We start from the raw sequence: 26831 nt of genomic DNA, 5'->3' as shown, positions 1-26831 counted from the left end.
TCCCAAATGTCGATCCGTCCTAGCGCAATCTGCTCGATGTGTTTGGCGAGTCCGCTGTCCACTCCGGTGCTGACGCACTGTTGATTTTCCCGACTGCCCGCTTTCAGGTCCCCATGAATGCAGCGCGAATTGCCCAAATGAGGCGCGTTCTTGCCAGCGGTTTTGAGGCCGACTTCTGACTTTCAGGTTTCATCCGCCGCACCGCGCCAACAGTGGTGAACCCGCTCTTCGGATAGACCGAAATATGCTATTTTCAAAATATTGGAACCATCAGGCCCACAATCTGGAGGAAAGAATGTTTCAAGGACATGGAAGTGCCACGGACTTGAAAGCGATCGACAGGGTGCGGGATGACCACGTGGCGGCACTAAATGCTGGAGATGCAGATAAGTGGGTGGCGCAATTTAGTGAAGATGGTGTGCAAATGCCCCCGAATGCGCCGGCTAACGTCGGGAAGAACATGATCAGGAGCTGGTCCCGTGGATTGCTCAGCATCTTCCGTATAGCGTTTAATCTTGACGTGGACGAGGTGAGAGTGCTGGACGATTGGGCATTTGAGCGCGGCGGATATTCGATCAAAATGGATCCCATCGCTGGAGGCCAGATGATCGAGGACACTGGGAAATACATTACGATCTACCAAAAGAATACCGACGACACCTGGAGAATAGCACGAGACATCTGGAACAGCAGTCGACCGCTTTCAGGTATGTAGCACTGAGCAAGGGATGGGCACTCGAATGAACGGTAGTTCGGGAAAGCCGCGCAGCGGCAGGACGCACCTTCGAACGACCGCAAAGGGCCGCCTTCGCCGATCACAGCGCGATCCGAGCGACTTGGCTGCCACCGAGCGGAGATTGACCTGGCAAACCCGAAGCTGACTGTATCGAATGCGTTTGATCCGTTATACTCGTTCAGGTTAACGGCCGACACCAACGCCATGACCCAACCTCTGGAGGAATGAATGATTGCGTTGGGACCACCGCTGCGATTGGCTAGAGACTCGGATGCATCTCAACTCGCCGACCTGGTGAACTATGCCGGAGAGGGGCTGCCTTACCACATCTGGACAAGCCTTGCGGAAGACGGCCAAGACCCATGGGAGATCGGCCGCACAAGGCAGGCTGAAAAGGCGCGTGACGGTCAGATTGTCGTAGTGGACTTCGGAAACGGCGCGGTGGCGAGCCTGACCGGCTATAAGATTGGGGCAGCACCGGTGGAGATTGGCGAGGATTTACCGGCCCTGTTCCGGCCATTGCAGGAACTGGAGAACCTGGCGCTTGAAAGCTGGTATGTAAACGTTCTGGCCTGCTATCCTGAGTACCGCAGTCAGGGTTATGGATCACTCCTGCTGGATCTGGCAGACGAAATCGCTCGGGCAGAAGGGCTATCCAGAATGAGCGTCATCGTGACTGGCGACAACATAGGGGCACGGCGTCTGTATGAACGAAAGGGATACAAAGAGGTCGCGCAAGCTCCGTGCCTGAAAGAAGACTGGGATACAGATACCGAGCATTGGGTGCTTCTGATCAAATCGCTCTCATGATCTAGGTCTATGCGAATAGGTGCTATCGGCCTTCTCAGACACAGTGTTTGAGCAAACGCAGCGAAAGGCAGCTTCGAAGGGCCGCACCGCAGCAGCGAGATGCCAGTTCGAGCGTCCGGTTAGGGGCCATGTATGGACGGCTCTTGGTTGGCAAGTTTTTTTGAGCCTTTTGCATCTACTGGTTGGTGCGGTCATGTATCCAACCTGTAGGTGCGGCTTTCCATGTGTCGCTGGCCATAATGCCATTCACGCGGCTCGGATCCCGATTGTTGGCTCGCACACGAGGTGCACGGCCCCAGTGGGTTCTCCTGATCCGGCGGTTTCAACCGGCTTTGTGCATTAGCTCTTGTCCGTCCTTTCCAACCTCGTCGGCGATCGCTCGCCTCGTGTCGTTCTATGCGATGGTGGGCTCGCCGCCAGTCATCGATGTCCAGACACATGGTCCAGAGAATCGTCAGCCCGGCTATGGCAAGGACGGAGGTCGTCATCCGCATAACCAAAGCCTGCAAAGCTGCCCAGCGGCGGTTACACGGCCTCCCAGCCAGGCACCGGCCATGCCGGCAAGTCCGGATACCCCGAACACCAAGCCCCGCAGATTCTGATCAACTCCACCCAGCTCGATAAGTACCGGCGACAAATACGTCAGAAGCAACATGTTCGCCGCCATGTTCAGGAAATTCGCAGCAAAGCCGAGCACCAACGGCCGCGACAACAATGGAACGAGCACCACTCAGGTGGGGCTGAGCAGTTACACACATGCTGCGCTTCCTACAGAAAACACCGACCGTCAGATTTCGTCAGAATTGAGTGGTGGAATCTGTTGCATGACACTCTGTAATAGAAGAAGAGTTGAATGGATGCTCCTCTTCCAAACCGGGAAATTTGGAGCGAGGCATGACGTTGAAGAAGACCAGGGCCCGGCCATAAGATGCCAAGGCGCCGGTTCCGAGTGTTTTAGCAAGAGCCATTGTTTCTCTTGTCTGCGGAACACTGGAACCTGTTTCCGCCACGACGGCGGTGGACAGAGCCTTGTTAGTCGCCGGGTGGTAGTCAACCGGTAGGGATGATGTCGAGCGACGGGGGGCTCGCGATGCCAGATTTGACGCTATTGGTGTATCGATTAGGCCTGTTCGTGGGTACAGCCCTGCTCGTTCTTTTGGCCGTGATCCAGAAAGCGGCATTCGGCACCAGTTCCAAACTGCCCACCTGCGCCCGTCATTCTCGAGGACACCATCAAGGGAGCAGGATTCCAACTTGGTTTACGCAGATGTTCGTCGTGAACCGTTTCATCCTGTCGGGTCTTGCGCTTCTGATTGGCGTGCTGGTCTCGCCAGTGATGGCTTTCGCCGCTCCATCTGTCTACTGTCCGACCCTGAGCGCCACTGTCGCCAATGGCGGATCGGTGGCCATCGATGTCAGCACATGCGACGGCCCGTTTGACGGCGGTATGAGCGGTCCGATCGCGCCGTTCGCGCAACACGGCACGGTGACCATCGGCGTCAACAGCGGCGGCACGCAGTTCGTGACCTATGCGCACAGTGGCGATTCGGTGACGAGCGACCAGTTCTTTCTGGAAGACAACGACCTCGGGGTCGTGACGGTCAACATAACCATCGATCCGCCGGCCTCGCCCATCACGGTCTCGCCGGGCACGCTGCCGGCCATGACCGCGGGAACGGCTTTCAGCCAGGCGCTGTCGGCAAGTGGCGGTACGGCGCCTTACACCTACAGCCTGCAGTCGGGATCGTTACCTCTCGGAATCTCCATAAACTCGGGGGGACTGCTGAGCGGAACGCCAACGCAGCGCGGTGGTTACGCTTTTACCGTAAGGGCGACCGACAATATCGGGCAGTTTGTCGACAAGGGCTACACCGGCACGGTGCAGAACCCGGCGCTTTCCATTTCCCCGACATCGGCGGCGGCCATTCAGGGCATCTCGTTCTCGCAGACCATCTTCGCCAGCGGCGGTGTTGCCCCGCATACCTTCGCCGTGGAGAGCGGCCTTTTGCCGGCGGGGATATCCCTGTCCAGCAGCGGCCTTCTCAGCGGCACCACCTCCAGCGCGCCCGGATCTTACCCTCTGGTGCTGCGGGTCACGGATTCCAGCACCGGACCGGGTGCCTATTTCGAGCTTGAGAACTTCACTCTGACAGTCGCAGCGGCACCGTCGGTGTCCATCAGCGTCAGCCCGGCCTCGGTGAGTGAGGACGGCGCAGCCAATTTGGTTTATACGGTCACACGCAGCCAGAACCTGGCGAACTCCACCATCGTCAATCTCGGTTACACCGGCAGCGCTGATGCCAGCGACTATAGCGGTGCGACCTTGACCGTGACCATTCCGTCCGGCTCGACGAGCGGCATCGTGGTGATAAACCCGTCCGCCGATGTCACCGTGGAGGCGGACGAGACTGTAGTCGTTAGCATACAGAGCGGCTCAGGCTATACCATCGGTGCGCCTTCCTCTGCCACAGGCACGATCCTGAACGACGACCTTGGGGTTCTGACGATCAACAATGTCACCATTCCCGAGGAGGACTCCGGAACTCAAGCGATACCGTTCACAATATCGCTCAGCAGTCCTGCCGGACCCGGTGGTGTAACGTTCGACATCGCAACCGCCGACGGCACAGCGACAGCAGGCGAGGACTATCAAGCGAACAGCATCGTGGGCGCCACCATCGCGCCGGGGGAGAGCACTTATGTCTTCTCTGTTGATGTATACGGCGATACGTCCAACGAACCCAATGAGACGTTTTTCGTCAACATCACCAACGTGACAAACGCTATCACGGGCGATGGCCAGGGCGTGGGCACCATCGTCAACGACGACCCTCCGGCCCCGTCGATCACTTCCATCTCGCCGAACAATGGTCCGGATTCCGGCGGCACACCGGTGACGATCACCGGCGAGAACTTCACCGGCGCAACGGCCGTCACCTTTGGCGGTACGCCGGCTGCGAGTTTCAGCGTCGACAGTAGCACAACTATTTCGGCGGTGACGCCGGCCGGGACGGCCGGGGCGGTGGACGTGGCGGTGACGACACCCGGCGGCACGGATACGGAAACAGGTGGCTTCACCTACAATCCGCCCGTGCTTCCTACTCTGACGATCAACAACGTCACCTTACCCGAGGGTGACACGGGAACTCTATCGGTACCGTTTACAGTGACGCTCAGCAGTCCCGCCGGTGCCGGCGGGGTAACGTTCGACATCGCCACCGCCGACGGCACGGCGACAGCAGGCGAGGACTACGAAGCAAACAGCATCGTGGGCGCCAGCATATCGGCAGGGGGGAGCACCTATGTCTTCGATGTTGATGCGTACGGCGATACGGCCAACGAGCCTGATGAAACATTTTTCGTCAACATCACCAACCTGACAGGCGCAGTCGGCGGCGATCTCCAGGGACAGGGCACCATCGTCAACGACGATCCCATACCCGCGATCACCCTGGCTCCTGCCAGCCTTTCTGCAACGACAGTCGGGACGCCCTACAGTGAAACCCTGACCGCCAGCGGCGGGACGGGTCCCTACACCTATGCCGTCACCGCCGGCATCTTGCCCGCGGGCCTGACTTTGGCCTCCTCAGGCGCTCTGTCCGGCACGCCAATGGCAGAGGGCACGTTCAATTTCACCATCACCGCGACCGACAGCAGCGGTGGAACCGGGCCATACAGCGGCGGCAGGGCCTATGCGCTCACCGTCGCGGCGCCCGTCATCGCCGTGAGCCCCGCCACGCTGCCGCCCGCCACCCAGGGTGTCCCCTACGCCCAGACCATAACCGCCAGTGGCGGCACGGCGCCTTATACTTACTCGATTGGCGCCGGCACCTTGCCTTCGGGCCTGAGCCTGAGCAGCACTGGTGTGCTCTCCGGCTCGCCGACGGTAAACGGAACATACAACTTCACCGTCACCGCCACCGACAGCAGCACCGGCAGCGGTCCATATAGCGGCAGCCAGGCCTATTCATTTCAGATAAGCGTCGGCGTGCCGCCGATGGTTGGTTCCGTGAGCGTTCCCGCCAACGGGTATTATCGCGCGGGGGAGGTTCTTTCCTTCACGGTCAATTTCAACGAAACCGTTCTGGTCAACACCTCTGGCGGTTCACCGAGCCTTCCCGTGGTAATCGGTGCCGCAACGGTCGATGCCAGCTATGTGTCCGGCAGCGGATCGAACGCACTTGTCTTCCAATATGTCGTCAATCCGGGCGATCTGGACCTGAACGGCATTCAGGTCGCAGGCGCCATCGGTCTGAACGGCGGCGCAATTGCAAACGCCTTCAACACGCCTGCCGACCTGGCCCTCAACGGCGTAGGCAGCACCGCCGGTGTCCTCGTTGACGCGATAGCGCCAACGGCAACTTCGAGCACGGTGAGCGGCAGTCCGGCGCCGGATGCGGTCGCCGTTGATTTTCTGGTGACATTCTCGAAGCCGGTGACCGGCGTCGATTCATCGGATTTCGTCCTGACGACCACCGGGACCGCCGCAGGGTCCGTTACCGGTGTCGCCACCTCGGACAATGTGACATATACGGTCAGCGTCACCGGTATTTCCGGCATCGGCTCGCTGCGGCTCGATGTCCTGTCGGACGGATCGATCACCGATACGCCCGGCAATCCGATGACCGCAGCGTACGCGTCCGGAACGCCCTGGGTGCGCAGCGGATCCTCCAACGCTTCGCTGGCCGGCCTTGCGCCGAGCGCCGGCGCCCTCGATCCCGCCTTTGATGCGGCCACGTTCGGTTATGCCGTTGCTGTCGTCAATTCGGTTGCCAGCCTCACCCTGACCCCGACCACCGCCGACACCAATGCGACGATCACCGTCAACGGCACGGCGGTTGCTTCGGGCAGTGCCAGCCAGCCGATCGCCCTCGCAGTCGGAGCGACGGCGATCCCTGTCGTCGTCACGGCGCAGGACGGCACGACCGTGCAGACCTATACCGTTACCGTCACCCGCGCCGTCTCAACCAACGCTTCACTGGTCGGCCTTGCGCCGAGTGCTGGTGCCCTCGACCCCGCATTCAATGCAGCCACGTTCGGTTATGCCGTTGCTGTCGCCAATTCGGTTGCGAGCCTCACCCTGACCCCGACCGCCGATGACGCCAATGCGACGATCACCGTCGACGGTATGGCGGTTGCGTCCGGCAATGCCAGCCAGCCGCTCGCCCTCACGGTCGGGGCGACGGCGATCCCCGTCGTCGTGACAGCGCAGGACGGTACGACCACGCAGACCTATACGGTCACGGTCACCCGGGCATTGCCCGCCCCGACCGTCCTCTCACGCACCATCGAAATCAATGCGGGTCAGACGGCATCCGTCGAACTCACCGAAGGTGCGACGGGCGGCCCGTTTACGGGTGCGGCCATCGTCGACATATCCGACAGCAGCGCGGGTTCCGCGCAGATCGAACAGAACGGGCAGAGTTTCCTGCTCGTCTTCGCCGCCAGCCCGACCTTCTCGGGCGGAACCGATATCCGCTTCACGCTCTCGAACGCATACGGAAGCTCAGCTCCCGGAACGATCTCCTTCACCATTCTCGCAAGGCCCGACCCGTCGCTGGATGCCGAGGTGATTGGGTTGCTGAGGGCCCAAGTCGATACCGCGAAGCGCTTCGCGCAGGTGCAGACCCGCAATTTCAACGGGCGGCTGGAGCAGCTGCACGATGAGGGCGACCGCCGCAGAAACAGCATGAATGTGCGGTTGGGCTATAATGAAAACGCGAAGCGCGGCGACCGCACGGCCCAAGCATTGAACGAAGCGGGAGCCGATGCGCCTGGTCTCCTCGGCTATGCTCCGCAATCTTCCGGCGAGGCCGGGAGCGGAGGGCTTGCCGCAGGCAAGGCGAATGGGCTGGGTGCCTCGGATGGCCGCGGCATGGACCTCGGACCCTACGCAATCTGGACCGGCGGCTTTGTCGATTTCAGCGAGAGCGACAAGGGCGGCATCGATCTCGACAGCACGCTCGTCGGGGTAAGCGCCGGCGTCGACTATCGCTTTTCCGACAAGTTCATCGGCGGGTTCGGTGTCGGGTTCGGGCGCGACCGCACGGATGTGGGCGCAAACGGAACCGAAAATACGGGGCGCGCCTACAGCGCCGCGCTCTATGGAAGCTACAAGCCGGTCGATAATTTCTTCATCGACGGGCTCATCGGTGCGAGCTGGCTCGATTTCGACAGCCGTCGCTATATCACCGCGACCGGTGATTTCGCCGCGGGCAGCCGGTCGGGACAACAGGTCTTCGGATCGCTGAGCACAGCTTACGAGTTCCGCGACGAAACATGGCTCCTTTCACCCTATGGCCGCATCGAGATGTCCCGGACCTGGCTCGACGGCTTCGCTGAGGACGGCGGAGGCGCTTTCGGCCTACGCTACGGAGACCAGACCATCGACACGGTTTCCGGCGTGATCGGTCTTCGTGCGGAATATGCGTTCACAAGGCGCTGGGGCACGCTGATACCCGGAGCGCGTATCGAATACACGCATGATTTCGCCGGGTCGAGCCGAGCGAATCTGGGCTATGTCGACCTGGATCACCTGCCCTACTGGCTCGACGTTGAAGCCTCCAACAGGAGTTATGTGACGCTGGGCCTATCACTCGATGCAGAGCTTCCGCAGGCATGGACGCTCGGTTTCGACTATCGTACCGCCTTCGGAAATGCGCGCCAGGATCACACATTCGGGCTGAAAGTCGGCAAGCAGTTCTAGCGGCTCTGTCGCAAACCATTCGGTACTGGCGAGGAGGGCATGAAGGCTCCATGGTTTCGGGGGCGTTCGTCATGTTCAAGGGCCGTCATTTGGACCACTCGGTGATTGTGCTTTGCGTACGCTGGTATCTTGTGGCCTGCTGCCGGTTTCGTGGACCCGAGGTTAAGCTAACATAGCTCGGTCCTCGAACTCCACGGGGCTCAGGTAGCCCAGTGTCGAGTGCCGGCGCCGCGGATTGTAGAAGCGCTCGATGTAATCGAACACGTCCGCCCTGGCGTCATCCCTCGTCCTGTAGACCTTGCGGGCCGTTCGCTCGGTCTTCAGCGAGGAGAAGAAGCTCTCCATCGCTGCATCGTCCAGACATTGCCCGACCGGCTCATCGAGCAGGTGATGCCGTGGTCGGCCATCAGGCGCTGGAACTGCTCACTCGTATACTGGCTCCCCTGGTCCGAATGATGCATGAGGCTGTCGGGCCTGCCTCTCCTCCAGATCGCCATGATGAGGGCGTCTGTGACGAGCTGCGCCGTCATCTCGGCCTTCATCGCTCTGTCCGGGTTCAGCGCCAATGAGACAATTTCGGCTTAACAGATAGAGGAGGATTTCTGGTTCATCGTAGCCCTTCAAGGAGCGAAGATGAGACGGAAATCCGGGACGCAGAAGGAGCCGGCGGAGAAGGTCATCAAGGACATCCGCCGTGCCACCCGCAAACAGTATTCGGCGGAAGAGAAGATCCGCATCGTGCTGGAAGGCTTGCGCGGTGAGGAGTCGATTGCCGCACTGTGCCGGCGTGAAGGCATAGCGGAGAGCCTCTATTACAATTGCTCGAAAGAGTTCCTCGAAGCCGGCAAGAAGCGGTTAGCCGGCGACACCGCGCGTGCGGCCACCAGCGACGAAGTCAAGCATCTGCGCCGCGAAGCCCGCGATCTGAAAGAGGTCGTCGCCGAACAGGCGCTGGTCAGCGCTGATAAGGTCCTCGCAGCCATCGACGGACTGGAGGACGAATTCGGTCTCCAGTCCGTCGGCATCGCCGCCGCCTTGGCGGAGCGCGGGCTGGTTCCGCTTTACGGCATGCCCACGCGCACGCGAAACCTCTACATGGAGCTGAAGAAGGCGAAGCGAAGCTTCGAGGCGGAATGGGACACCATCGACCGCGATCAGGACATGGCGATCTTCGATTTCGCGCCCGGCAGTGTCCGGACGCGGGAGAAGCTCCGGCATCGTTGCACCGGCTTCACAGGCGTTCTTCCGGATCCCGACGAATTCATGACGGACTTCGTCGTTCCGATGCGGCCATACAGTCCATGGCACAAGGACGACTTCCGTCTGAGGTTCTGCGGCGGATGCGGGGCATGGAGCCGGGGAGGGGAAGAGGCTGCCACGTGCCCGGCCTGCGGCGCAGACAGCTCGGATCCGGGAATTCGATGCATAACGCCCTCGGGATATAGGACGGAGTTCAAACCGACGGACGAAAACCTTGCGTCGAAAGTCGGGCAGCGGATTACGCTGGCAAGCCTTGGCAAGGTCGACAAGCAGAAGACCGACGCGAACCTGCGTGTGAATTTCGCAGATCAGTCCGAGATCTTCCTGGTCAATCCCGGTTTCAGGGATGAAGAGGACTTCACCGGATTCCAAGTCCAGGAAGCTACCGACCAAGACGCCCAGAGGATCGGATGGTGGACAAGGACCAAACCGCTGGTGAAGCTTGCCGGCGGGCGATCAGTTCGCAGGTTCTTGCTGAAGACCGGAGTGGCCGCTACAAGGCAGAGGACGATGTCGTGAGCGCGTGGCTGGCCTCGATGAAGATCACGAACTCGCTCCAGATCAGCCCTATCCGCCTGAACCCGAACCTTCGCCTGCTCGACATGGATGTCGGTCTGTCAATGGGAAGGAGAGACCCCTCGCGGACGAGCGTTCGCGCCGCAGCAATATCCGCCACCGAGATACTGGTGCAGCGTGCGGCGCTGGATCTAGACATCGCGCCGGAGGAGTTCGATGCGCTTGCCCCCAACATCATGGTGTCGTCGTCGGGAGAACGACTGCCGTACCTGCAGATCTCGGACGCTCTTCCCAACGGATCCGGCTTCTGCCGACATCTCCTCGGCGACAGCACGATCCCCGTCTCCGACCTAATCAGGAGCATTCTCGATGATGCTGAAGCCGCAAATACGGCGTCAGCGACACGACTTTCTACAAGTGGCGTTCCAAGTATGGCGGCATGGAGGTTTCGGAAGCCAAGCGGCTGAAGGCTCTCGAGGAAGAGAACGCGAAGCTGAAGAAGCTTCTGGCGGAGTCGATGATGGATGTCTCGACACTCCGCGAGATTTGCCAGACCCGTGTGCGCTTCGGCTACCGGCGCGTGCACGTCCTGCTGCGACGGGAGGGCTGGCAACTCAATCAGAAGAAGACCTATCGCATTTACAAGGAGATGGGCATGCAGTTGCGCAACAAGACGCCCAAACGACGGGTCAAAGCCAAGCTGCGCGAGGATCGCGCTGAGGCTGTCGGCCCGAACGATGTCTGGGCCATGGACTTCGTGCACGACCAGCTCGCGACCGGCCGCAAGATACGGGTGCTGACGGTGGTCGACACCTTCTCGCGCTACGCGCCGGCGCTGGATGCAAGGTTCAGCTACCGCGGTGAGGATGTGGTTGCCACGCTGGAGCGGGTGTGCGCCCGAACTGGCTATCCGAAGACGATCCGCGTCGATCAGGGCTCCGAGTTCATCTCCCACGACCTGGACCTGTGGGCTTACCAGCGCGGCGTCACGCTCGACTTCTCGCGGCCGGGGAAGCCCACCGATAACGCATTCATCGAAGCATTCAATGCACGGCTGCGGGCGGAATGTTTGAACGTCCACTGGTTCTTGAGCCTTGCGGACGCGGCGGAAAAGTTGGAGGCTCGGCGCAGAGACTATAATGAACAACGGCCTCACGGTGCGATCGGGAACAAGGTCCCGGCCGCGCTCATGAAATCGGCACACGCAGCCAGCCCGTGTTGCTGATCAAGGCGGGAAAACTCTAGCGCCGGATGAGGGCGCGTTGGGGAGCGGTCCATCCTGTCTGTCGACAGCGGGCCCGAATGCGGACAAAACGGGGAGCACGTCAGCCATGGTGTAGTACATCTATACTAATGACTGCTTCCTTGGAAGTGGTTAGTCTTAGAAACGGTGCTGATCGCGTTATTTTCTGACGATGAATTGAGAATCTCTCGATCAGCTGGCGGTAAGAGAGATAGAAAGTGGGATCACACGGGTCTAATGGGTACTGTTTCTGGAGATTGCCCAAATATTGGAGCTCCCCAGTTAACTGCACGGGTACATTCCGGGTGGGAAACAATACAAATAGAACCGGTCACCTGTTGCCTCTGGTAGGGTGTGACCCCTATGGCCCACCACCGAAGCTGAGGAGCGAGACCAAAGTGAAGAACATTGCATGAGAGCACTGAACAACAACGAGTAGAGAACCGTATCTGGAGGTGTTGTCGCTGCGAATGCGCAGGACCTTCTGCAAGGCAAGATTTGCACCGAGGATCACTCAAAGTAAGGCGAATCCAGGGTACAAGCAAACCAAGGCACCTCAGTGGATGTTGGCTGAGGCGGCATATAACAGGAGAAATCCCATGCAGATACTTGATACATACCAACTGGATCACGTTTCCGGCGGATCACAAGGCTCGGACTGCGCCAAGGGAATCATAGCTGCCGGTACATTAGGCGGAACTGTGGGGGGAAGGGCAGGTGCCATAGGAGGCGGTGGCTGGGGTTTGATTGGTTTCGGTATTGGCGCGCTTGTCGGTGGCGCTATAGCTGCACGAAAACTTCCAATTTGCCAACTAACGGAATAAGTAGCCGAGACAATTTTTACTCGAAGAAAAAGAGACCGCCCAGCCAATATTTCTGAGCGGTTTCTCACTCGCGGTGATCAATGGACCGGATCTGCATTATGGCTGATCAGCCACACCTGAGTCGTCCAGTTTGATTGTTTGCGCGTGACCGGCTTGTGTCTCACACCGTAGTTGGTCCAGGCTTTAAATGACCTTTCGGTTCTCCAGTTATTGATCCGGGCGCGTTCGTCATCCATTGACAGGAATCATAATGCATTCAGGCATTCCTGGCGCAGTCGGCTAGCCGGATCAGTGACTGTTGTTTAGAAGCTGGCGTCCCGACCGTGACGCCGCTTTACTGATCGGCGTGCGCATGCCCCAAAACTCTCCCCTTTTTAGAGCTGAATCGCTCGAGGCGCGTCGGCAATCCTGGCTGGGCCGGCCTGCTGTTCTCAACACGATCTCGTCAGCCACTTTCGCATGGTGCTCGGTGGCCCTTGTGGTCGCCGTATTGCTCTTTCTCGTCTTTGGTGAATACACACGCCGGATCCGGGTTTCCGGCGTGATCCTTCCGGTAGACGGCCTGACGCGCATGGTCGCGCCGCAGGCGGGCTGGGTCGCCGAACTGAAGGTGCGCGAAGGCGCCCAGGTTCACCAGGGCGACGTTCTCTATCGTGTCAGTATCGACAGCACAACCACGCTCGGCAACACCCAGGACGCCATCACCACGGTTCTCCGTGATGGGCTTGCAGAGCTGCGTGCGGCCCTCTCCAGGCAGAAGGCGCTTGACGCAATCGAAAAGCAGAGCCTCGTCACGCAAAAGCGTGACCTCGAGCGCGAGATTGTTCAACTTGAGGAGCAAATCCGGCTGGGAGAAGAATTTACCAGTCAAATGGCCGAGTTCGCCGAGCGGCAGCAACAATTGATCTCCAAAGGTATTTCAGTATCGCGCGAGTATGAGGTGCGCTTGCAGTCGCTAAATTCCGAACGTGCGCAATTGGCTGGCCTGCGTCGGGAGCTCGTCCAACTTTCGTCGCGTTTCAATCAGGTTGAGAACCAGCTCTATGGTTTCGATCTGACAGCGGAGGCCAGAAAGGCGGAAATCAGACGGCAAATCCTTTCAGCCGAACAGAACCTTTCGGAGGGTGAAGCCAAGCGCGAACTGCTGATTACCGCGCCTCGCGACGGCAAGGTGACGGGGATTATAACCCTGGAGGGACAGACGGTCGGTGCAGGAACGCCGTTGCTGACCATCGTCCCGGAGGACAGACCACTCGTTGCACAATTGCTGGCGCCAAGCAGTGCGATCGGTTTCATACGCGAGGGCACGGAAGTGCTTCTGCGATATGAGGCGTTTCCCTATCAGAAGTTCGGCCAGCATCCAGGCAGGGTATCGCTGATCTCGCGCGCCAATCTGAGCCCGGAAGAGGTGGCCCAGTTCAATCTGGGCAAATTCAATCCGCAGACCGCCCCTACGCTTTATCGCATAACCGTTCAGCCGGACAGTGCGCGGGTGATGGCCTATGGGCGTCCAGAGCCTTTACAGGCCGGCATGCAATTGGAAGCGCACCTGCTCGTGGAAACGCGCCCTCTGTATCAGTGGATACTTGAACCCATCTACAGCTTGGGTGGTTCCTTCGTGACGGAGGGAGAGGAGTAGACGCATGGCCACGATGGAACTTGCATCCCGAATCTCGGGCCGGCTCTTTTCCAGAACCCCCATCATACTGCAGACCGAAGCGGCCGAATGTGGACTAGCCTGCCTGGCGATGGTTGCCGGCCATTACGGTCATGCAATGGACCTGCCAGCCATTCGACGACGCTTCACGGCCTCGATCAAGGGTACAACCCTGAGGGATCTGGTTCAGCTTGGCAGCAGCCTCCGGCTGGCAACTCGCGCATTGCGGTTAGAACTTGAGGACCTGCCCAAACTGAAACTGCCATGCATACTGCACTGGGGGCACAACCACTTTGTTGTGCTCGTCAAAGCAGGGGCGACGAGCGCTGTGTTGCACGACCCCGCGATTGGACGCCGCACGCTTTCACTTGCCGAACTGTCAAGGCAGTTCACTGGTGTGGCACTGGAGGCTTGGCCGACCGAGGGGTTTCAACCCAGGAACGAGAAGACCAGCATCAGGATCAGCGATCTCGTGCGCCGCACCAGGGGTATTGGTGTGGCGGCGCTCCAGATACTTGCTATCTCGCTGCTCATCGAACTGGCAACACTGGCGATGCCGATTGGTTTCCAGGTCGTACTGGACGAGGTGATCGTGGCGGCAGATTACGATCTTCTGACGATTATCGCACTTGGGCTGATTGTACTCCTTCTCCTTCAGGTCGCAGGAGCACTCGCGCGGTCCTGGACCACGATGCTTATTGGTTCGAGCCTGGTTCTTCAGTGGAAAGCATCGCTGTTCGACCGGCTGATGCGTCTGCCGCTTGGCTTCTTTGACAAGCGGCATGTCGGCGACGTCGTATCCCGCTTCGGCTCGATCGATGCGGTTCAACGCACGCTTACGACGAGTGCAATCCAGGCACTGCTCGACGGAGTCATGTCGGTCACCCTCGTGCTTATGATGTGGCTCTACGGAGGCTGGCTGGTCGTGATCGCCTTGGCGAGTGTCGCGATTTACGCGGCCATCAGGCTCCTGTGCTATCCTCCCTACCGGACGATTTCCGAGGAGGCCATTGTTTATGCCGCCAACGAACACTCTCACTTCATGGAATCGGTTCGCGGCATAAGCAGTCTGAAGGTTCTCAATCTTGAGGAAAGACGCCGGGGCGTCTGGATCAACCATCTTATCGATCGGGTGAATGCGGAACTGCGGGTCGGAAAGTTCGACGCATTGTTCTCGGCCGCCGGCAGTGCGCTCTTTGGTCTGGACCGAGTGTTGCTCATCTATCTCGGCGGAAGGGCCGTTCTGGCAGACGATCTGTCCGTTGGTATGCTGGTAGCGTTCCTCGCCTACAAAGATCAGTTTGTCGCTCGCATCAACAGTTTCATCGATACGGTTCTGCAATTCGTGATGCTCTCGCTCCATGGAGAACGCATTGCCGATATTGCCTTGGCTGAGCCAGAGGAAGAAGAGCGAAAATCGCTGGCCACCGCCGGTGAGAGCTTTCTGGCGAAAGGACCCAGCGCGCTCGAGTTCGTAAACGTCCGGTTTCGCTATGCTGACAATGAGCCGGAAGTGCTGAATGACATCAGTTTCCGCGTTGCGCCTGGTGAATGCCTCGGTATTGCGGGACCTTCCGGATCCGGCAAGTCTACGTTGCTCAAATTACTCGCCGGGCTTGCCCAGCCGACCTCTGGCCAGGTGCTGATAGACGGAATTCCCATGACATCCCTCGGTCTTTCCGCCTATCGCGGTCGCGTGGGCTGCGTGCTGCAGGACGACCGGCTTTTTGCCGGCTCGATCGCAGAAAACATTGCATCGTTCGACATGGCGCCAGACCCTGACTGGCTTCTCGCCTGTGCGCGCATGGCGGCAGTTCACCATGAGATCGTGAGCATGCCGATGGGCTATGAAACGCTCGTCGGCGACATGGGCAGCGCCCTATCCGGGGGCCAGAAACAGCGGATTGTTTTGGCACGCGCAATCTACAGAAAACCGGCCATACTTCTGATGGACGAGGCGACCAGCCACCTCGATAACGCCAACGAAGAGGCAATCAATCTAGCTGTCAGCAAGCTGCGGATGACGCGTGTCGTGATCGCTCATCGCGAATCGACACTGGCGATGGCGGACAGGGTCTTGAACTTGGTCTCATCACGAGATCTCGTCCCACGTGAACAGTTTCAGAACCGGGTTGGCGCGACAGGATTGTGATGCGAGGCACCGCGTCGGGACTACGGGGCGGTCTCCCCAAGCCTGCCGAAACACGCTCAAGCGTGCCAAACGCTCCAAAAAGGAAAGCAAATTCAGACACTTGCTAGGACTTGTGCGTAGAGGCTTCGGCGAAAGGGAATGTCGGGAGAAGAGGGGATGGTGCCAGGGGCGGAATCTAAGAATAGAAAATTTTGCCTATTTTCCAAGTGGTTGGATGGTGATCGTTGAAATCCGAACCAATAGAAATACCAACAAAATATTTCTGTGGATTGGTTCGGTTCCTGCAAACACTTCAAGTGGCTTCATCCTGCAATACTGGCACGAGCCTTCAAAGCGCTTGACGGGGGCGTTTCCAGACCTCTGGCGGCGGATTCCGCCGCTGTAGTGGCCAGGCTTCGCGTCGTGTCATTGGCAAGACGCATGCTGCCGGTTAGCGTAACCTATATGGGGCCACAGTTGAATTTGCCGCATCTGCCGCTTGGCCCACTGCCGGGCCCTTGCTCGACGGAAGCTGGCCGCGATCACCCGCATAGGTCCTGCGCCGATCGCCGAGGAAGGTGTGCGGCTTATCCGCGAGCTCGATGCCATCGAAGCCGATATCCGAGGGCTGGATCTCGATAGCCATCTCCCCGCTCGCCGAATACACTCAGACAGAGTGAAAGCTGCACATCACTACCCAAACCCCAGATCAAGCCTTTCACCAACTGTCTGAATCTATTTGAATGACAGCGCTGGCGCTTCCGGCACCGTCACTTCGGCATCGGTGAACAAGTTGGGAAACAGCCGCTCCCGGTAATCTAAGGGAAACGCTATCCGGACCGGTGCCTTCGGGGTATCGGATTTCAGTAAGCCGCGGTCGACGAGATCCGACAGCGTGTTCCGGGCAGTGCGCTCGGAAGTCTTGAGCACAAAATTGGCCTCTCCCCTGGGAAGGCTGCCATACCGCAGCACGGCCGACACCAGATCAGGTGCCCGCTTGTCATCAACGACATCTTCCACGAGCGCACGGTACCGTGGCTCGAGCCGCCCGAGGTCGAACATCGTCGTCGAGAACCGCACCTGGTCGAGGGCGACCGCCAGGAACCACTCGCAGAAATCCTTGAGGGCGCTTTCCGACAGATTTCCTCGACCGTCCCGGTCGCCCTGTCTGGGGCTATCAGCGTGATCCATCATCCGTTTGTACTCGCCTCGGTCCTTCAGGCCACGGGCAAGGCCACGCGATATCGACCAAAGACCATTGCCGCCGATACCGGCCTTCAGCGCCATCGCATGAGACATCAGGCGACTTACCCTGCCGTTACCGTCGGGGAATGGATGGATGAAGTTCAGGCGATGGTGCGCCGACGCAATGGCTATGATCCTGAGGCTGGCCTGCTTCTCGGCCATCGCATAGCGCTTCTGAAAATACTCCATGAAGGCCAATATCCGCTCCGACGATGGCGGCTGGTGGCGACCGACAGTGACGTCGTGGTCTGATATCGTTCGAAATTCGCCGGGCACGATTTCGGCCTTTGTGCCGTCTGGCTTGTCGACGAAACGGAATTCATCGGGCATCTCTTCATAGAAGCCGCGATGAACCCATTGGACGAAATCAATGGAGGCGGGCGAGGGCAGCTTACCGCGTAGTGCGAGGCCGTCGATCATGCGCTGGACTTCAACATGGGCCTTGGCTTCCAGAGCCAAGGGACGGCGTTCGGGATCGATTTCGGCTCCGGCTAGAGCACGCTCGATATCACGGGGGCGCGTGTTGTGGCCTTCGATCAAATTGCTGTAGTAGCTATTCATGACCCGAACGAGATCGGCCAGTTCGGCAGCCGACTCCGGATGCAGGCCCCGGCCGAGTTCATCGGCGGCCTTCTGCAGCTCGATAGCGATATCGGCCAGCACGGTCGGTACCGCGTCGTCGAAGAACAGCGGCTCAATACGGGCAGGTGTTTCAAGCATTTTTGCCGATCTCGGTGACATCTTAATCGGCTGTAATATAAGGCATTCGAGATTGAAAGTCAGCATGGTTGCCGATGTCGGTTGCCGATCTCTTTTGCCGATAAAGGATGCCGATCAGGACGCGAACCATAACGGCGCAGGAAGTCGGCCGGGCAGGGAGCGACAGATTGCATGGAATCTCCGACAGCGTTGTAACCAGGCGCGTGCCGAGCATTCGCGCTTCATCTGAACGATGAGGATCGTGCCACCGCCAGTTTCAGGAGCAATGGAGCGCAAGAGAAGGTTCATCGCCCCTTCCTGAATCCTCCCGAATCCAGACCGCAGGCCGTAATCGGCTTGATCGTACCGCATTGGCGCAAGGCTTCAGCCTTCACCTATACCGAAAACCTGCTCCCCGATGCGCCCACCAACGTGGAAACTAGCGGCAGCAAAGCCAAGCCGCTTCAGCCGCCGAGCGCGGCCACGCCCATCATCCGGCGCGTTCTGGATCAGATGGAAACGGAAGACGGCTGGGCGCCGCTCGGAGCGGTAGGAACGCAGCTGGCAAACTTGTCGTCGGATTTCGATCCGCGCAATTTCGGTTTCCGCAAGCTCAGCGATCTTGTCCGCAAGACCGACGCCTTTGAGATCGAGCATCCAGAAGGGCAAGCCGTCCGTATCCGCGAAAAGCCATCATCGAAGAGAGTCTCGACTAGACGGAAATCGTAATTTGCCTTGTCAATGCACTGTTCGTGGTTGCCGTTTAACAGGAGCGGGGCCGACAGCGGCCCACCCGCTATCAGGAAGCAGTTGGGAACAAGCTGCCGTTCCCTAGCCTCCTATCTACGCCGCTCTCGGTCGAGAACGACCGGCTTCGAAGTAGACGTTGCATCTCTTCCCCGAAACCGGACATTGAGCGCAGCCAGCACGATCACCCGCCGGACTTCCTCCCCCGAGAGCGGATATCGTTGTGATCAATGGCCTCACCTTCTCGGTCATTTCCCGTACGACCGACGAAGTGCGAAAGGGGCCAAGAAGTTGACTTGGCCATTCGTCGGCACCCAGGTCTCGGCGTCAGCGGATATAAATCGTAAGGACCCCTTCATCATCCATTGTCGCGGCAACGACGCGCCCTATGTCAACCGAACGTCGTCTGAGTTCCTGTTCGATTGAGTCATTGCTTATGATCGCGGTTTGCACCATCGCCCAACCGTCATCGGTTTTGCCGAGGGCAGTCTCCAGCGCTTGATATTCCTCGCTCGACTCGAAGGGGCTCAGGTCCACCACTTCAAGACGAACATAGGAATCGATCTCACGGAGCTCGTTCGCGCTCAAATCGTCGACCCCAAGCGCGGCTATAATTTCATGGATATTCACTTCGCGATCGGTCAGGTCGCCTCCTGGCGCGGTTACCGGCCAGCTTCCGAATGCGATCAACGCGATGAGCCAGATAGCACTCGATTTCATCGCAACTCCTTACCGAAAGTGACCCTCGTCAATCGTTGCACACGGCACTCCCGTTGTCACTTGACAACGCGCGCGCCACAACCGACGAGGAACGCAGCGAGTAATGTGCGTCAACCCATACTCGAACCGAGCGTTAAGTTATGTTTGCGTCCGTCCAGCGGAACGCGCACGCACGCGCTGGTACACTGGAGAGGTTCCCCGTCCATGACCGCGAACCAGTCACCTGAACCGCGTCGGATCGAATTGTCTTTGCGGATGTTGTAGTGAGTCGTGCCCACACGCACTGTGGCTTCAAATCCCGGCCAAGCCGGCGGGATACACGGGTCGACGATGAGGAAGTTCCCGTCGCGCCGGATGCCCAGAATGCCCTCTATGCCAGAACGGTACATCCAGGCGGCGGAGCCGGTGTACCAAGTCCATCCGCCCCGACCGACATGCGGCGCGACGGAATAGACGTCGGCGGCAACGACATAGGGTTCGACCTTGTAGCGCTCGATATCCGCAGGCGTCAGCGCGTGGTTGATCGGATTGAGTAACGAGAACAGATCGTGCGCCTTGTCGCCCGCACCCGATTTCGCAAAGGCCAGGATCGCCCACATCGCCGCATGGCTGTACTGGCCTCCATTCTCACGCAGGCCCGCCGGATAACCCTTGATGTAGCCGGGGTCGTGCGGCGTCTTGTCGAAGGGTGGCGTGAACAGAAGCGCCATGCCGTCGTCACGGCGGATAAGATGCTTCTCCAGCGATGCCATTGCCGTTGCCGCCCGGGTCGGATCGGCGGCGCCCGACAGGACGGCCCAGGACTGGGCGACGGAGTCGATCCGGCATTCTTCGCTATCCTTCGAACCGAGCCAGGTTCCATCGTCGAAGGTCGCTCTGCGATACCATTCACCGTCCCATGCATGCTTCTCGAGCGCCTCACGGACGGAGGCTGCGTGAGCACGCCAGCGCTCGGCGCGCGATGGGCTGCGGCTTTCCGCCAGGGGGGCGAACAGCTCGATGGTGTGCACGAGCAGCCAGCCGAGCCAGACGCTTTCGCCCTTGCCGCCCTCGCCGACCCGGTTCATGCCGTCGTTCCAGTCGCCGGTGCCGATGAGCGGCAGGCCGAGCTTGCCGGTGAGTTCCAGGCACTGGTCGAGGCCGCGGGCGCAGTGCTCGAACATGGAAGCGGAGTCGGCCGCCTGCGTAGGATGGAAGAAGGCGTCGTACTCGCCGGCGCCAAGCGGTGGGCCGTCGAGGAACGGTACGATCTCATCCAGGATAGCGGCATCACCCGAAGTATTCACGTAGGTCGCCGCCGCAAATGCCAGCCAGACGCGGTCGTCGGAAATCCGTGTGCGGACGCCTTGTCCGGATTGAGGCAGCCACCAATGCTGGACATCGCCTTCGACGAATTGCCGACCGACCGCGCGCAGGAGATGGCGTCGCGTCTCTTCGGGCCCTGCGAGCGTCAGGGCCATACCGTCCTGAAGCTGGTCGCGGAAACCGTAGGCGCCGCTCGCCTGATAGAAGGCCGAGCGCGCCCAGATGCGGCAGGCGAGCGTCTGGTAGAGGAGCCAGCCATTGAGCATGATGTCCATCGCGCGGTCCGGCGTCTTGACTTGGACCGTCTGCAAAAGGCCAGTCCAGTGGTCCGTGACCTCTCGCAGAACCGCATCGAGGTCGGCGGCGCGATAACGCGCAAGCAGCGCCTGGACCTCATCCTGCGAGCCGCACTGCCCGAGGAACGAGACGATCTCGACCGTCTCACCTGCGCCGATCTCGATGGTCTGCTGCAGGGCCGCGCAAGGATCGAGACCGGCGCCGGTAGTCCCGGAGAGCGGCATTCGACCGGTGAGCGCGCGAGGCATTGATGGGGAGCCATAGCGGCCAAGGAACTCGGCCCGGTCGGCCGTCCACGCGGTCTGCCGCCCGCCAAGATCGGCAAAGGCGATGCGGCCGGAGGAATTGATGCTCCAGGGGTTGCGCGCCAGCATCGCGCCGGTACCCTCATCGATCTGCGTCACTAGGAAGGGCGCCGTGGCGCTGCGCGAAGTGCCGAGCACCAGCTCCGCATAGCTCGTGACAGACAGGTGGCGGCGGCGGCCGGAAAGGTTGCGAAGGGTCAGTCGCGATATCTTGATGGGATCAAAAAGAGGCACGTATTGCAGGAGATTGAGCGCGATGCCGTTCGCCTCGTGCTCGAAGCGGCTGTAGCCGAAACCATGGCGCGAGACATAGGTGCCGCTGCCGCGGATCGGCTGCGCGGTCGGGCTCCACAGGTCGAGGGTCTCTTCGTCGCGGATGTAGATCATCTCGCCGCTCGGGTCGACGACAGGATCGTTCGACCATGGCGTAAGCTGGTTCTCGCGGCTGTTTTCCGCCCAGGTGTAGCCGCTTCCTTCCGCCGAGACCTGAAAGCCGAAATCGGGGTTGGCGATCACGTTGATCCATGGCGCGGGCGTGACGGCGCCACCGCTGAGGATCGTCACATATTCCCGTCCATCCTTGTCGAAACCGCCAAGGCCATTAAAGAATTCGAGCATCGGCGTGTGCGGCGCAGACGGCTCGGAGTTCTGCCGCACGGGTTTTTGCAGGAGAGTGACTGAGGTGTCATTGACGGATAGGATCGGCAAACGATCAAGTTGTTCGGCTATCGATCCAAGGCGTGCCGAGCATGTGACACGGGCAATAGAACGGAGCCGGTCACGCGCCTCGGCGCTCATCAGATCAGCACGAAGGGTAAAGACGGAGCCTTGCGCCAGCTCCAACCCGAAGCGCGGCCGTGACTGGCTGCTGCGCACGGCGGTCTCGATCGCAATCTGCAGGTCCTGCGTATAGGAGGATGCCCGCTCATTGATAATCACCAGGTCGACCGCAAGGCTTTTCATCCGCCAATATTCATGGGCGCGCAGCAACTGGCGAACCTGGGCCATGTCTTGGGGATCGTCTATGCTCAGCAAGACGATCGGCAGGTCGCCGGAGATGGCGAGATGCCAGAGGCCCGATTGCGGGCCGGCGCCGCGGACAATCTTTTCGGATGGCGCCCGGTAGCGCGGGTCGGCGTAGAGGATGGGGGCGGCCAGGCGCTGAAAATCCGCCGCCTCTCCGGCATCGACATCGAGATGGCGGAGCTGGACCTGCCCCTGCGTCCACGCCAATGTCCTGGCGCGTTCGAACGCGCTGCGGTCGTGGTGCTTGTCGATCATGTCCAGGAGCTCGGCGCGCGATGATGCTACGACGGTCCAGTAGGCGATACGCGCGACCTTTCCGGGCGCGATCCTCACGCGCTGCCGCAGCGAGAAGATGGGGTCGAGAACCGTCCCAACAGTATTCGAGAGTGCACCTGCTTCCGCAATGGCGGCCGCGGTGCCTATCGAGCGACCACGACCGACGAATTTGGCACGATCGGTCTCGTACTGCGGATCGGAGACGATCTCGCCTTCGACGACGGCCAGATGGGCAGCCCATACCTGCGGTTCGGCATGCAAGCGCCGGCGGCGCGTTGCGATGAGTGCGCCGAATTCAACGGCATGCTCGGTCTGCACGAACATCTTGGAGAATGCCGGATGCGCCGTGTCGGCGGCAGGCGGCGCCAGGACGACTTCGGCGTAGGACGTAACCTCGATCTCGCGCGACCGTCGCCCGCCATTGTTCAAGGACAGGCGGCGGACCTCGCAGTCGTCTTCGCCGGAGACCAGAACATCCATCGTGGTCGTCAGATTGCCGTCGCGACGGATGAACTGGGCGCGATTCTCATCGAAGATGACTTCGCGGTGCTCCCCCTCGATGCCGAGCGGCTGGGCGCCGGCGGACCAGACATCCCCGCTTTGGATATCACGCAGGAAGATGAAGGAGCCCCAGTCGTCGCGGGTAGCGTCCTCGCGCCAGCGGGTGACGGCGATGTCGCGCCAGCGGCTGTAACTCGCCCCTGCAGCCGTCAGCATCACCGCATAGCGGCCATTCGACAGCAACTGGGTGATCGGAGGGCCTGCGGTGGTGGCGGTAACGCGGCGCGAGGTGGGAATTTCCATATCCGCAGTAGCCGGGGAAACCTTTACCTCTTCGGCCTTCGGATGGCCGGTCGCGACGTTGCGCGGCATGCGCTCCTGAAGCAGGAGTTCGCAGGCCTGGATTATCGGCTCGCGATGGAAACGGGCCCGCATCTCGCCATCGTGAAGCGTGTTGGCGATGGCGAGAATGGTCATGCCCTGATGATGGGCCATGGACGTGCGGACGACGGCGACATTCTCCTTCTCCGGAAGCCGCGACCGTGTGAAATCCAGCGCCTCGAAGAAGCCATAGCGGCCACTGGCGCCCATTTGCGCGAGGCGGGCGTAGTTTTCTCGTGCGCCTTGGGGATCGACCATCGTCGCAAGCCCCGTCGCATAGGGTGCGATCACCGCATTCTCCGAAAGACCACGCTTCAGACCAAGACCCGGAACGCCGAAATTGGAGTATTGATAGGTGAGTTCCATATCGCGCGCGTTGTAGGCGGACTCGGAGATCCCCCATGGAATTCCGAGCGACCGCGCGTAAACCTGCTGGCGCTCCACCACAAGCCGGTTGGTCTGTTCAAGCAAGCTGCCTGCGGGAGCGCGCATGACGAGCGACGGCATCAGATATTCGAACATGGAGCCGGACCAGGAAATCAGCGCCGAGCCGTTCCCCAGAGGTGTCGCGGAGCGACCCAGGCGGAACCAGTGCCGGGTCTCGACATCGCCTTTAGCGATGGCGAAGAGGCTTGCAAGCCGGGCTTCCGATGCAAGCAGATCGTAACAGCTCGGGTCAAGGCTATCGTCGGCGAGGGAATAGCCGATCGACAAGAGCTTGCGTTCAGGATCGAGAAGGAAGGCGAAGTCCATCGCCAACGCCGTCTCGCGCGCATCCGTGGCAAGCGCCCGCAATCGATCTTTCAGAATGGGGTCAGCCACCCGATCACGTGCGTGTTCTGCCACGGTCTTCTTGAAGGACTCGATCCAGAAGACGAGATCCGGGGCGACGTCTTCGAGATCCGCCGGAACTATATCGCGCGCAGTGGCGCAGGCCTTGTCAGCCAGGCGCGTCAGCACGGGAGACAGTGCGTCGAGCGTCTGCGGACCGTTCAACAGGGCTTCGATGTCATCAAGCATCAGGGAGAGTTGGGCTTCGCGGTGGTTCCCGGACAGGGCATCGAGCGCTTGACGTGCAAGCTGGATATTGTCCGTCATGCCGAGCCGTGCACTTGACGCAATGCCATCGTTTACCCACACCTCGCATGCGTTGGCGAGCACGATCAGATGTCCGGCGAGGTTTCCGCTGTCGACCGATGAGATGTAGGCAGGTTCGAGAACACGCAGGTCCTGCGTTGCATACCAGTTGAAGAAGTGGCCGTTGTGCCGTGCGAGCTTACGCATGGTTCCCAGCGTGGCTCCCAGCCGCTCCACGGTCTCGACCGTACCGGCCCAGCCGAAGTCGCGGGCGGCAACTGCGGAGATGAGATAGAGCCCGATATTCGTGGGCGACGTCCTGTGCGCGACTACGGGCTTCGGATCCTCCTGGAAATTGTCCGGGGGCAGCATGTTGTCGTCGGGCGTCACGAAGGTCTCGAAGAAGCGCCAGGTGCGACGTGCGATGAGGCGCAGCTCGGTCGCATCCGAATCGAAAACCGCAAGGCGCGGTCCGGCCTTCGGCGACCGGCTCGCCCACAAGGCGAGCGCCGGCGCGGTCAGCCACAGCAAGGCAAAGGGCAGGACGAGCGGCAAGGACGAAGGCGACAGGGCAATGACGCCCACGGCCAAGACAAGCCCAAGCAGCGTGCCGGATGCCATGCGGCGATAGAAACCGGCGAAGTTCAGGCGCGGGCTTCCCTTGGATTGCGCCGCGGTGGTCCATTCCAGCAGATGGCGGTGGGACCCAAAGAGCCGCACGAGTGTCCTGACAATGGCATCGCCCATTCGCCACGCTTGGTCAGGCAGAAAAACGATGGAAAGGATGCTCTGGACGGCGGCGAGCCGCAGGTCTGCAGCAAGCGTCGCGAAGTGATTGCGCAAGCGAATGCCGGCGCGGTGCGGCACGAGGGTGAAGAAAATCGGCAAGAATGCCGGGATCGCAATGGCGGCAAGGAGAAGCACGGTTCCCGTCATCGCGGCTGGCAGCGGCATCAGCCATGTGAATCCCAGAGCCAGGAGCGTGAGCGGCGCCAGCAGCGAGCGCCTCAGATTGTCCAGCATCTTCCCACGGCCGACGGAGGGAAGTGTGAGGTGTCCTCTTCGTAGCCCCGTCACCCAGGGAAGAAGCTGCCAGTCGCCGCGCGTCCAGCGATGCAGGCGCTTGGCGGCGACATCGTATCGGGACGGGAATTCCTCAATCACCTCGACGTCGGACGCGAGGCCGGCGCGGGCGAACACGCCCTCGAAGAGATCGTGGCTGAGCATGGTGTTCTCCGGCACGCGGCCAGCAAGCGACGCCTCGAAGGCGTCGACATCGTAGATGCCCTTGCCGGTGTAGGTGCCTTCGCCGAAGAGATCCTGATACACATCCGAGGCGGCAGACACGTAGGGATCGATGCCGCCGGGGGCAGAGAAAACGCGCTGGTAGAAGGATCCTTCGCGGCCGACGGGAAGTGAGGGCGTAACGCGCGGCTGGAGAATGCCATAGCCATCTACAACGCGTTGCTCGGCTTCGCTGAAGCGCGGCCGGTTGAGCGGATGCGCCATCTTGCCGATCAGACGATGCGCGGCATCGCGCGGCAGCCGCGTGTCGGCGTCCAGCGTGATGACGTAGCGCACATCGACCGGCACCTGCGGCGGCTTCCCGCCTAAGGGCATGAAGGTGGTGTCATTGGCGCCGCGCAGAAGCCGGTTGAGTTCGTGCAGTTTTCCGCGCTTTCGTTCCCACCCCATCCATTTGCCTTCGCCGGCGTTGTAGACGCGGCGCCGATGCAAGAGGAGGAAGCGGCTTCCGCTTGGGGCGGGCTCGTGACGCCGGTTCAATCGGGCGATCGCCTCGGCGGCACTATCGAGCAGCCGAGCATCCTCCTCCGTGAATTCCTGATCGGCATCGGTCCCGTCCGTAAGAAGAGCGAAGACGAGGTCGCCGCCGACGCCGGAAAGGTGATGAACCTCAAGTCGTTCCACCTGCTCCAGAAGGTCGGCTTCACTGGTAAGAAGCGTCGGCACCGCGACGAGGGTCCGCATGGATTCCGGCACGCCCTGCTTTAGCGAGAGACCGGGCAGGACCGTCGCGCCGAAACTCCAGGTCGTCGCGCGGTTGACAATGGCCGTCGCCACTTCGGTGGCGGGGAAAAATCCGACAAGGGCAAACAGGACGAGCCAGAAGGAGGCGAGACCGAAGGTCGAAAGCGCCCAGAGCGCAAGCGCCAGCAACACCGCGGTGACAAGCAGGATCGAGCCGATATAGCCACCGATGCCGAGCCGTGTATTGAGGCGGCTGATCCGCAGCCGCGGCGGCGGCCGAAAACAGATCGCCTGCTCAAGGGCGGGCCTGCCCTGGGCAATCAGATGGTAGCCAGGGTCGCCAGCGCGCGCCGCACTGGCTGCATTGTCCGCCTCAGCTG

General features: G+C 60.5%; 9 protein-coding genes and 5 pseudogenes. 10 read left to right on the top strand and 4 right to left on the bottom strand.

What is annotated here, in order from left to right; all coding sequences use genetic code 11:
* The first annotated feature begins 295 nt into the window (after nucleotides 1-295).
* The 3 genes from NUU27_RS17775 to NUU27_RS17765 all read left to right on the top strand — a co-directional run bounded on the left by NUU27_RS17775 (nucleotide 296) and on the right by NUU27_RS17765 (nucleotide 8252).
* The gene (locus tag NUU27_RS17775; RefSeq protein ID WP_257763485.1) at nucleotides 296-715 is read left to right on the top strand and encodes an SgcJ/EcaC family oxidoreductase; all 420 of its coding nucleotides are present in this window, start codon (nucleotides 296-298) and stop codon (nucleotides 713-715) included.
* A 249-nt stretch (nucleotides 716-964) separates the two neighbouring features.
* On the top strand, nucleotides 965-1546 hold the full coding sequence (locus NUU27_RS17770; RefSeq protein WP_257763484.1) for a GNAT family N-acetyltransferase: 582 nt from the start codon (nucleotides 965-967) through the stop codon (nucleotides 1544-1546).
* Between the two features lie 1066 nt (nucleotides 1547-2612).
* Nucleotides 2613-8252, top strand: coding sequence for an autotransporter domain-containing protein (locus NUU27_RS17765; protein WP_257763483.1), 5640 nt, complete (start codon nucleotides 2613-2615; stop codon nucleotides 8250-8252).
* 162 nt (nucleotides 8253-8414) lie between these two features.
* Here NUU27_RS17765 and NUU27_RS17760 read toward each other — a convergent pair.
* Nucleotides 8415-8797, bottom strand: a pseudogene (locus NUU27_RS17760) (IS3 family transposase); the annotation flags it as partial.
* 88 nt (nucleotides 8798-8885) lie between these two features.
* Between NUU27_RS17760 and NUU27_RS17755 the strand changes: the two are divergent.
* The 6 genes and pseudogenes from NUU27_RS17755 to NUU27_RS17730 all read left to right on the top strand — a co-directional run.
* Nucleotides 8886-9206, top strand: a pseudogene (locus tag NUU27_RS17755) (transposase); the annotation flags it as partial.
* A gap of 821 nt (nucleotides 9207-10027) precedes the next feature.
* Entirely contained in the window at nucleotides 10028-10495 is a 468-nt protein-coding gene (locus tag NUU27_RS17750) for a hypothetical protein (RefSeq protein WP_257763482.1), read from the top strand.
* Nucleotides 10411-11253, top strand: a pseudogene (locus tag NUU27_RS17745) (IS3 family transposase); the annotation flags it as partial. The gene NUU27_RS17750 and the pseudogene NUU27_RS17745, both read left to right, overlap by 85 nt.
* 1140 nt (nucleotides 11254-12393) lie before the next feature.
* Nucleotides 12394-13734 carry an HlyD family secretion protein gene (locus tag NUU27_RS17740; RefSeq protein WP_257763481.1) on the top strand — a complete coding sequence of 447 codons (1341 nt, stop codon included), beginning with the start codon at nucleotides 12394-12396 and terminating at the stop codon, nucleotides 13732-13734.
* A gap of 4 nt (nucleotides 13735-13738) precedes the next feature.
* Nucleotides 13739-15904: a peptidase domain-containing ABC transporter gene (locus NUU27_RS17735; RefSeq protein ID WP_257763480.1), complete on the top strand. Its 2166-nt coding sequence runs from the start codon at nucleotides 13739-13741 to the stop codon at nucleotides 15902-15904.
* A gap of 475 nt (nucleotides 15905-16379) precedes the next feature.
* Nucleotides 16380-16568: pseudogene (locus tag NUU27_RS17730) on the top strand (IS66 family transposase); the annotation flags it as partial.
* Between the two features lie 50 nt (nucleotides 16569-16618).
* On the opposite strand, the gene NUU27_RS17725 reads toward NUU27_RS17730, so the two are convergent.
* Nucleotides 16619-17848, bottom strand: a complete 1230-nt coding sequence (locus tag NUU27_RS17725; protein WP_257763479.1) for a Fic family protein — start codon at nucleotides 17846-17848, stop codon at nucleotides 16619-16621.
* 369 nt (nucleotides 17849-18217) lie between these two features.
* Between NUU27_RS17725 and NUU27_RS17720 the strand changes: the two are divergent.
* Nucleotides 18218-18556 (top strand): annotated as a pseudogene (locus NUU27_RS17720) (OST-HTH/LOTUS domain-containing protein); the annotation flags it as partial.
* Nucleotides 18557-18901: 345 nt separating this feature from the next.
* Here NUU27_RS17720 and NUU27_RS17715 read toward each other — a convergent pair.
* Both NUU27_RS17715 and NUU27_RS17710 read right to left on the bottom strand, forming a co-directional pair.
* Nucleotides 18902-19294, bottom strand: a complete 393-nt coding sequence (locus NUU27_RS17715; RefSeq protein WP_257763478.1) for a hypothetical protein — start codon at nucleotides 19292-19294, stop codon at nucleotides 18902-18904.
* A gap of 110 nt (nucleotides 19295-19404) precedes the next feature.
* Nucleotides 19405-26831, bottom strand: a 7427-nt coding sequence (locus NUU27_RS17710; RefSeq protein WP_257763477.1) for a GH36-type glycosyl hydrolase domain-containing protein, incomplete at its 5' end; no start/stop codon positions are given.

The organism is Nitratireductor sp. ZSWI3, from assembly GCF_024655565.1.
GTDB lineage: Bacteria > Pseudomonadota > Alphaproteobacteria > Rhizobiales > Rhizobiaceae > Nitratireductor.
The sequence above is the reverse complement of the archived record's forward strand: the minus strand, read 5'-3'. Positions and strand labels throughout refer to the sequence as shown.

Bases quoted from the DNA above. Each gene is read 5' to 3' on its own strand.
- NUU27_RS17775 (WP_257763485.1), top strand. From the start codon at position 296: ATGTTTCAAGGACATGGAAGTGCCACGGACTTGAAAGCGATCGACAGG.
- NUU27_RS17770 (WP_257763484.1), top strand. From the start codon at position 965: ATGATTGCGTTGGGACCACCGCTGCGATTGGCTAGAGACTCGGATGCA.
- NUU27_RS17765 (WP_257763483.1), top strand. From the start codon at position 2,613: ATGTCGAGCGACGGGGGGCTCGCGATGCCAGATTTGACGCTATTGGTG.
- NUU27_RS17735 (WP_257763480.1), top strand. From the start codon at position 13,739: ATGGCCACGATGGAACTTGCATCCCGAATCTCGGGCCGGCTCTTTTCC.
- NUU27_RS17725 (WP_257763479.1), bottom strand. From the start codon at position 17,848: ATGCTTGAAACACCTGCCCGTATTGAGCCGCTGTTCTTCGACGACGCG.
- NUU27_RS17715 (WP_257763478.1), bottom strand. From the start codon at position 19,294: ATGAAATCGAGTGCTATCTGGCTCATCGCGTTGATCGCATTCGGAAGC.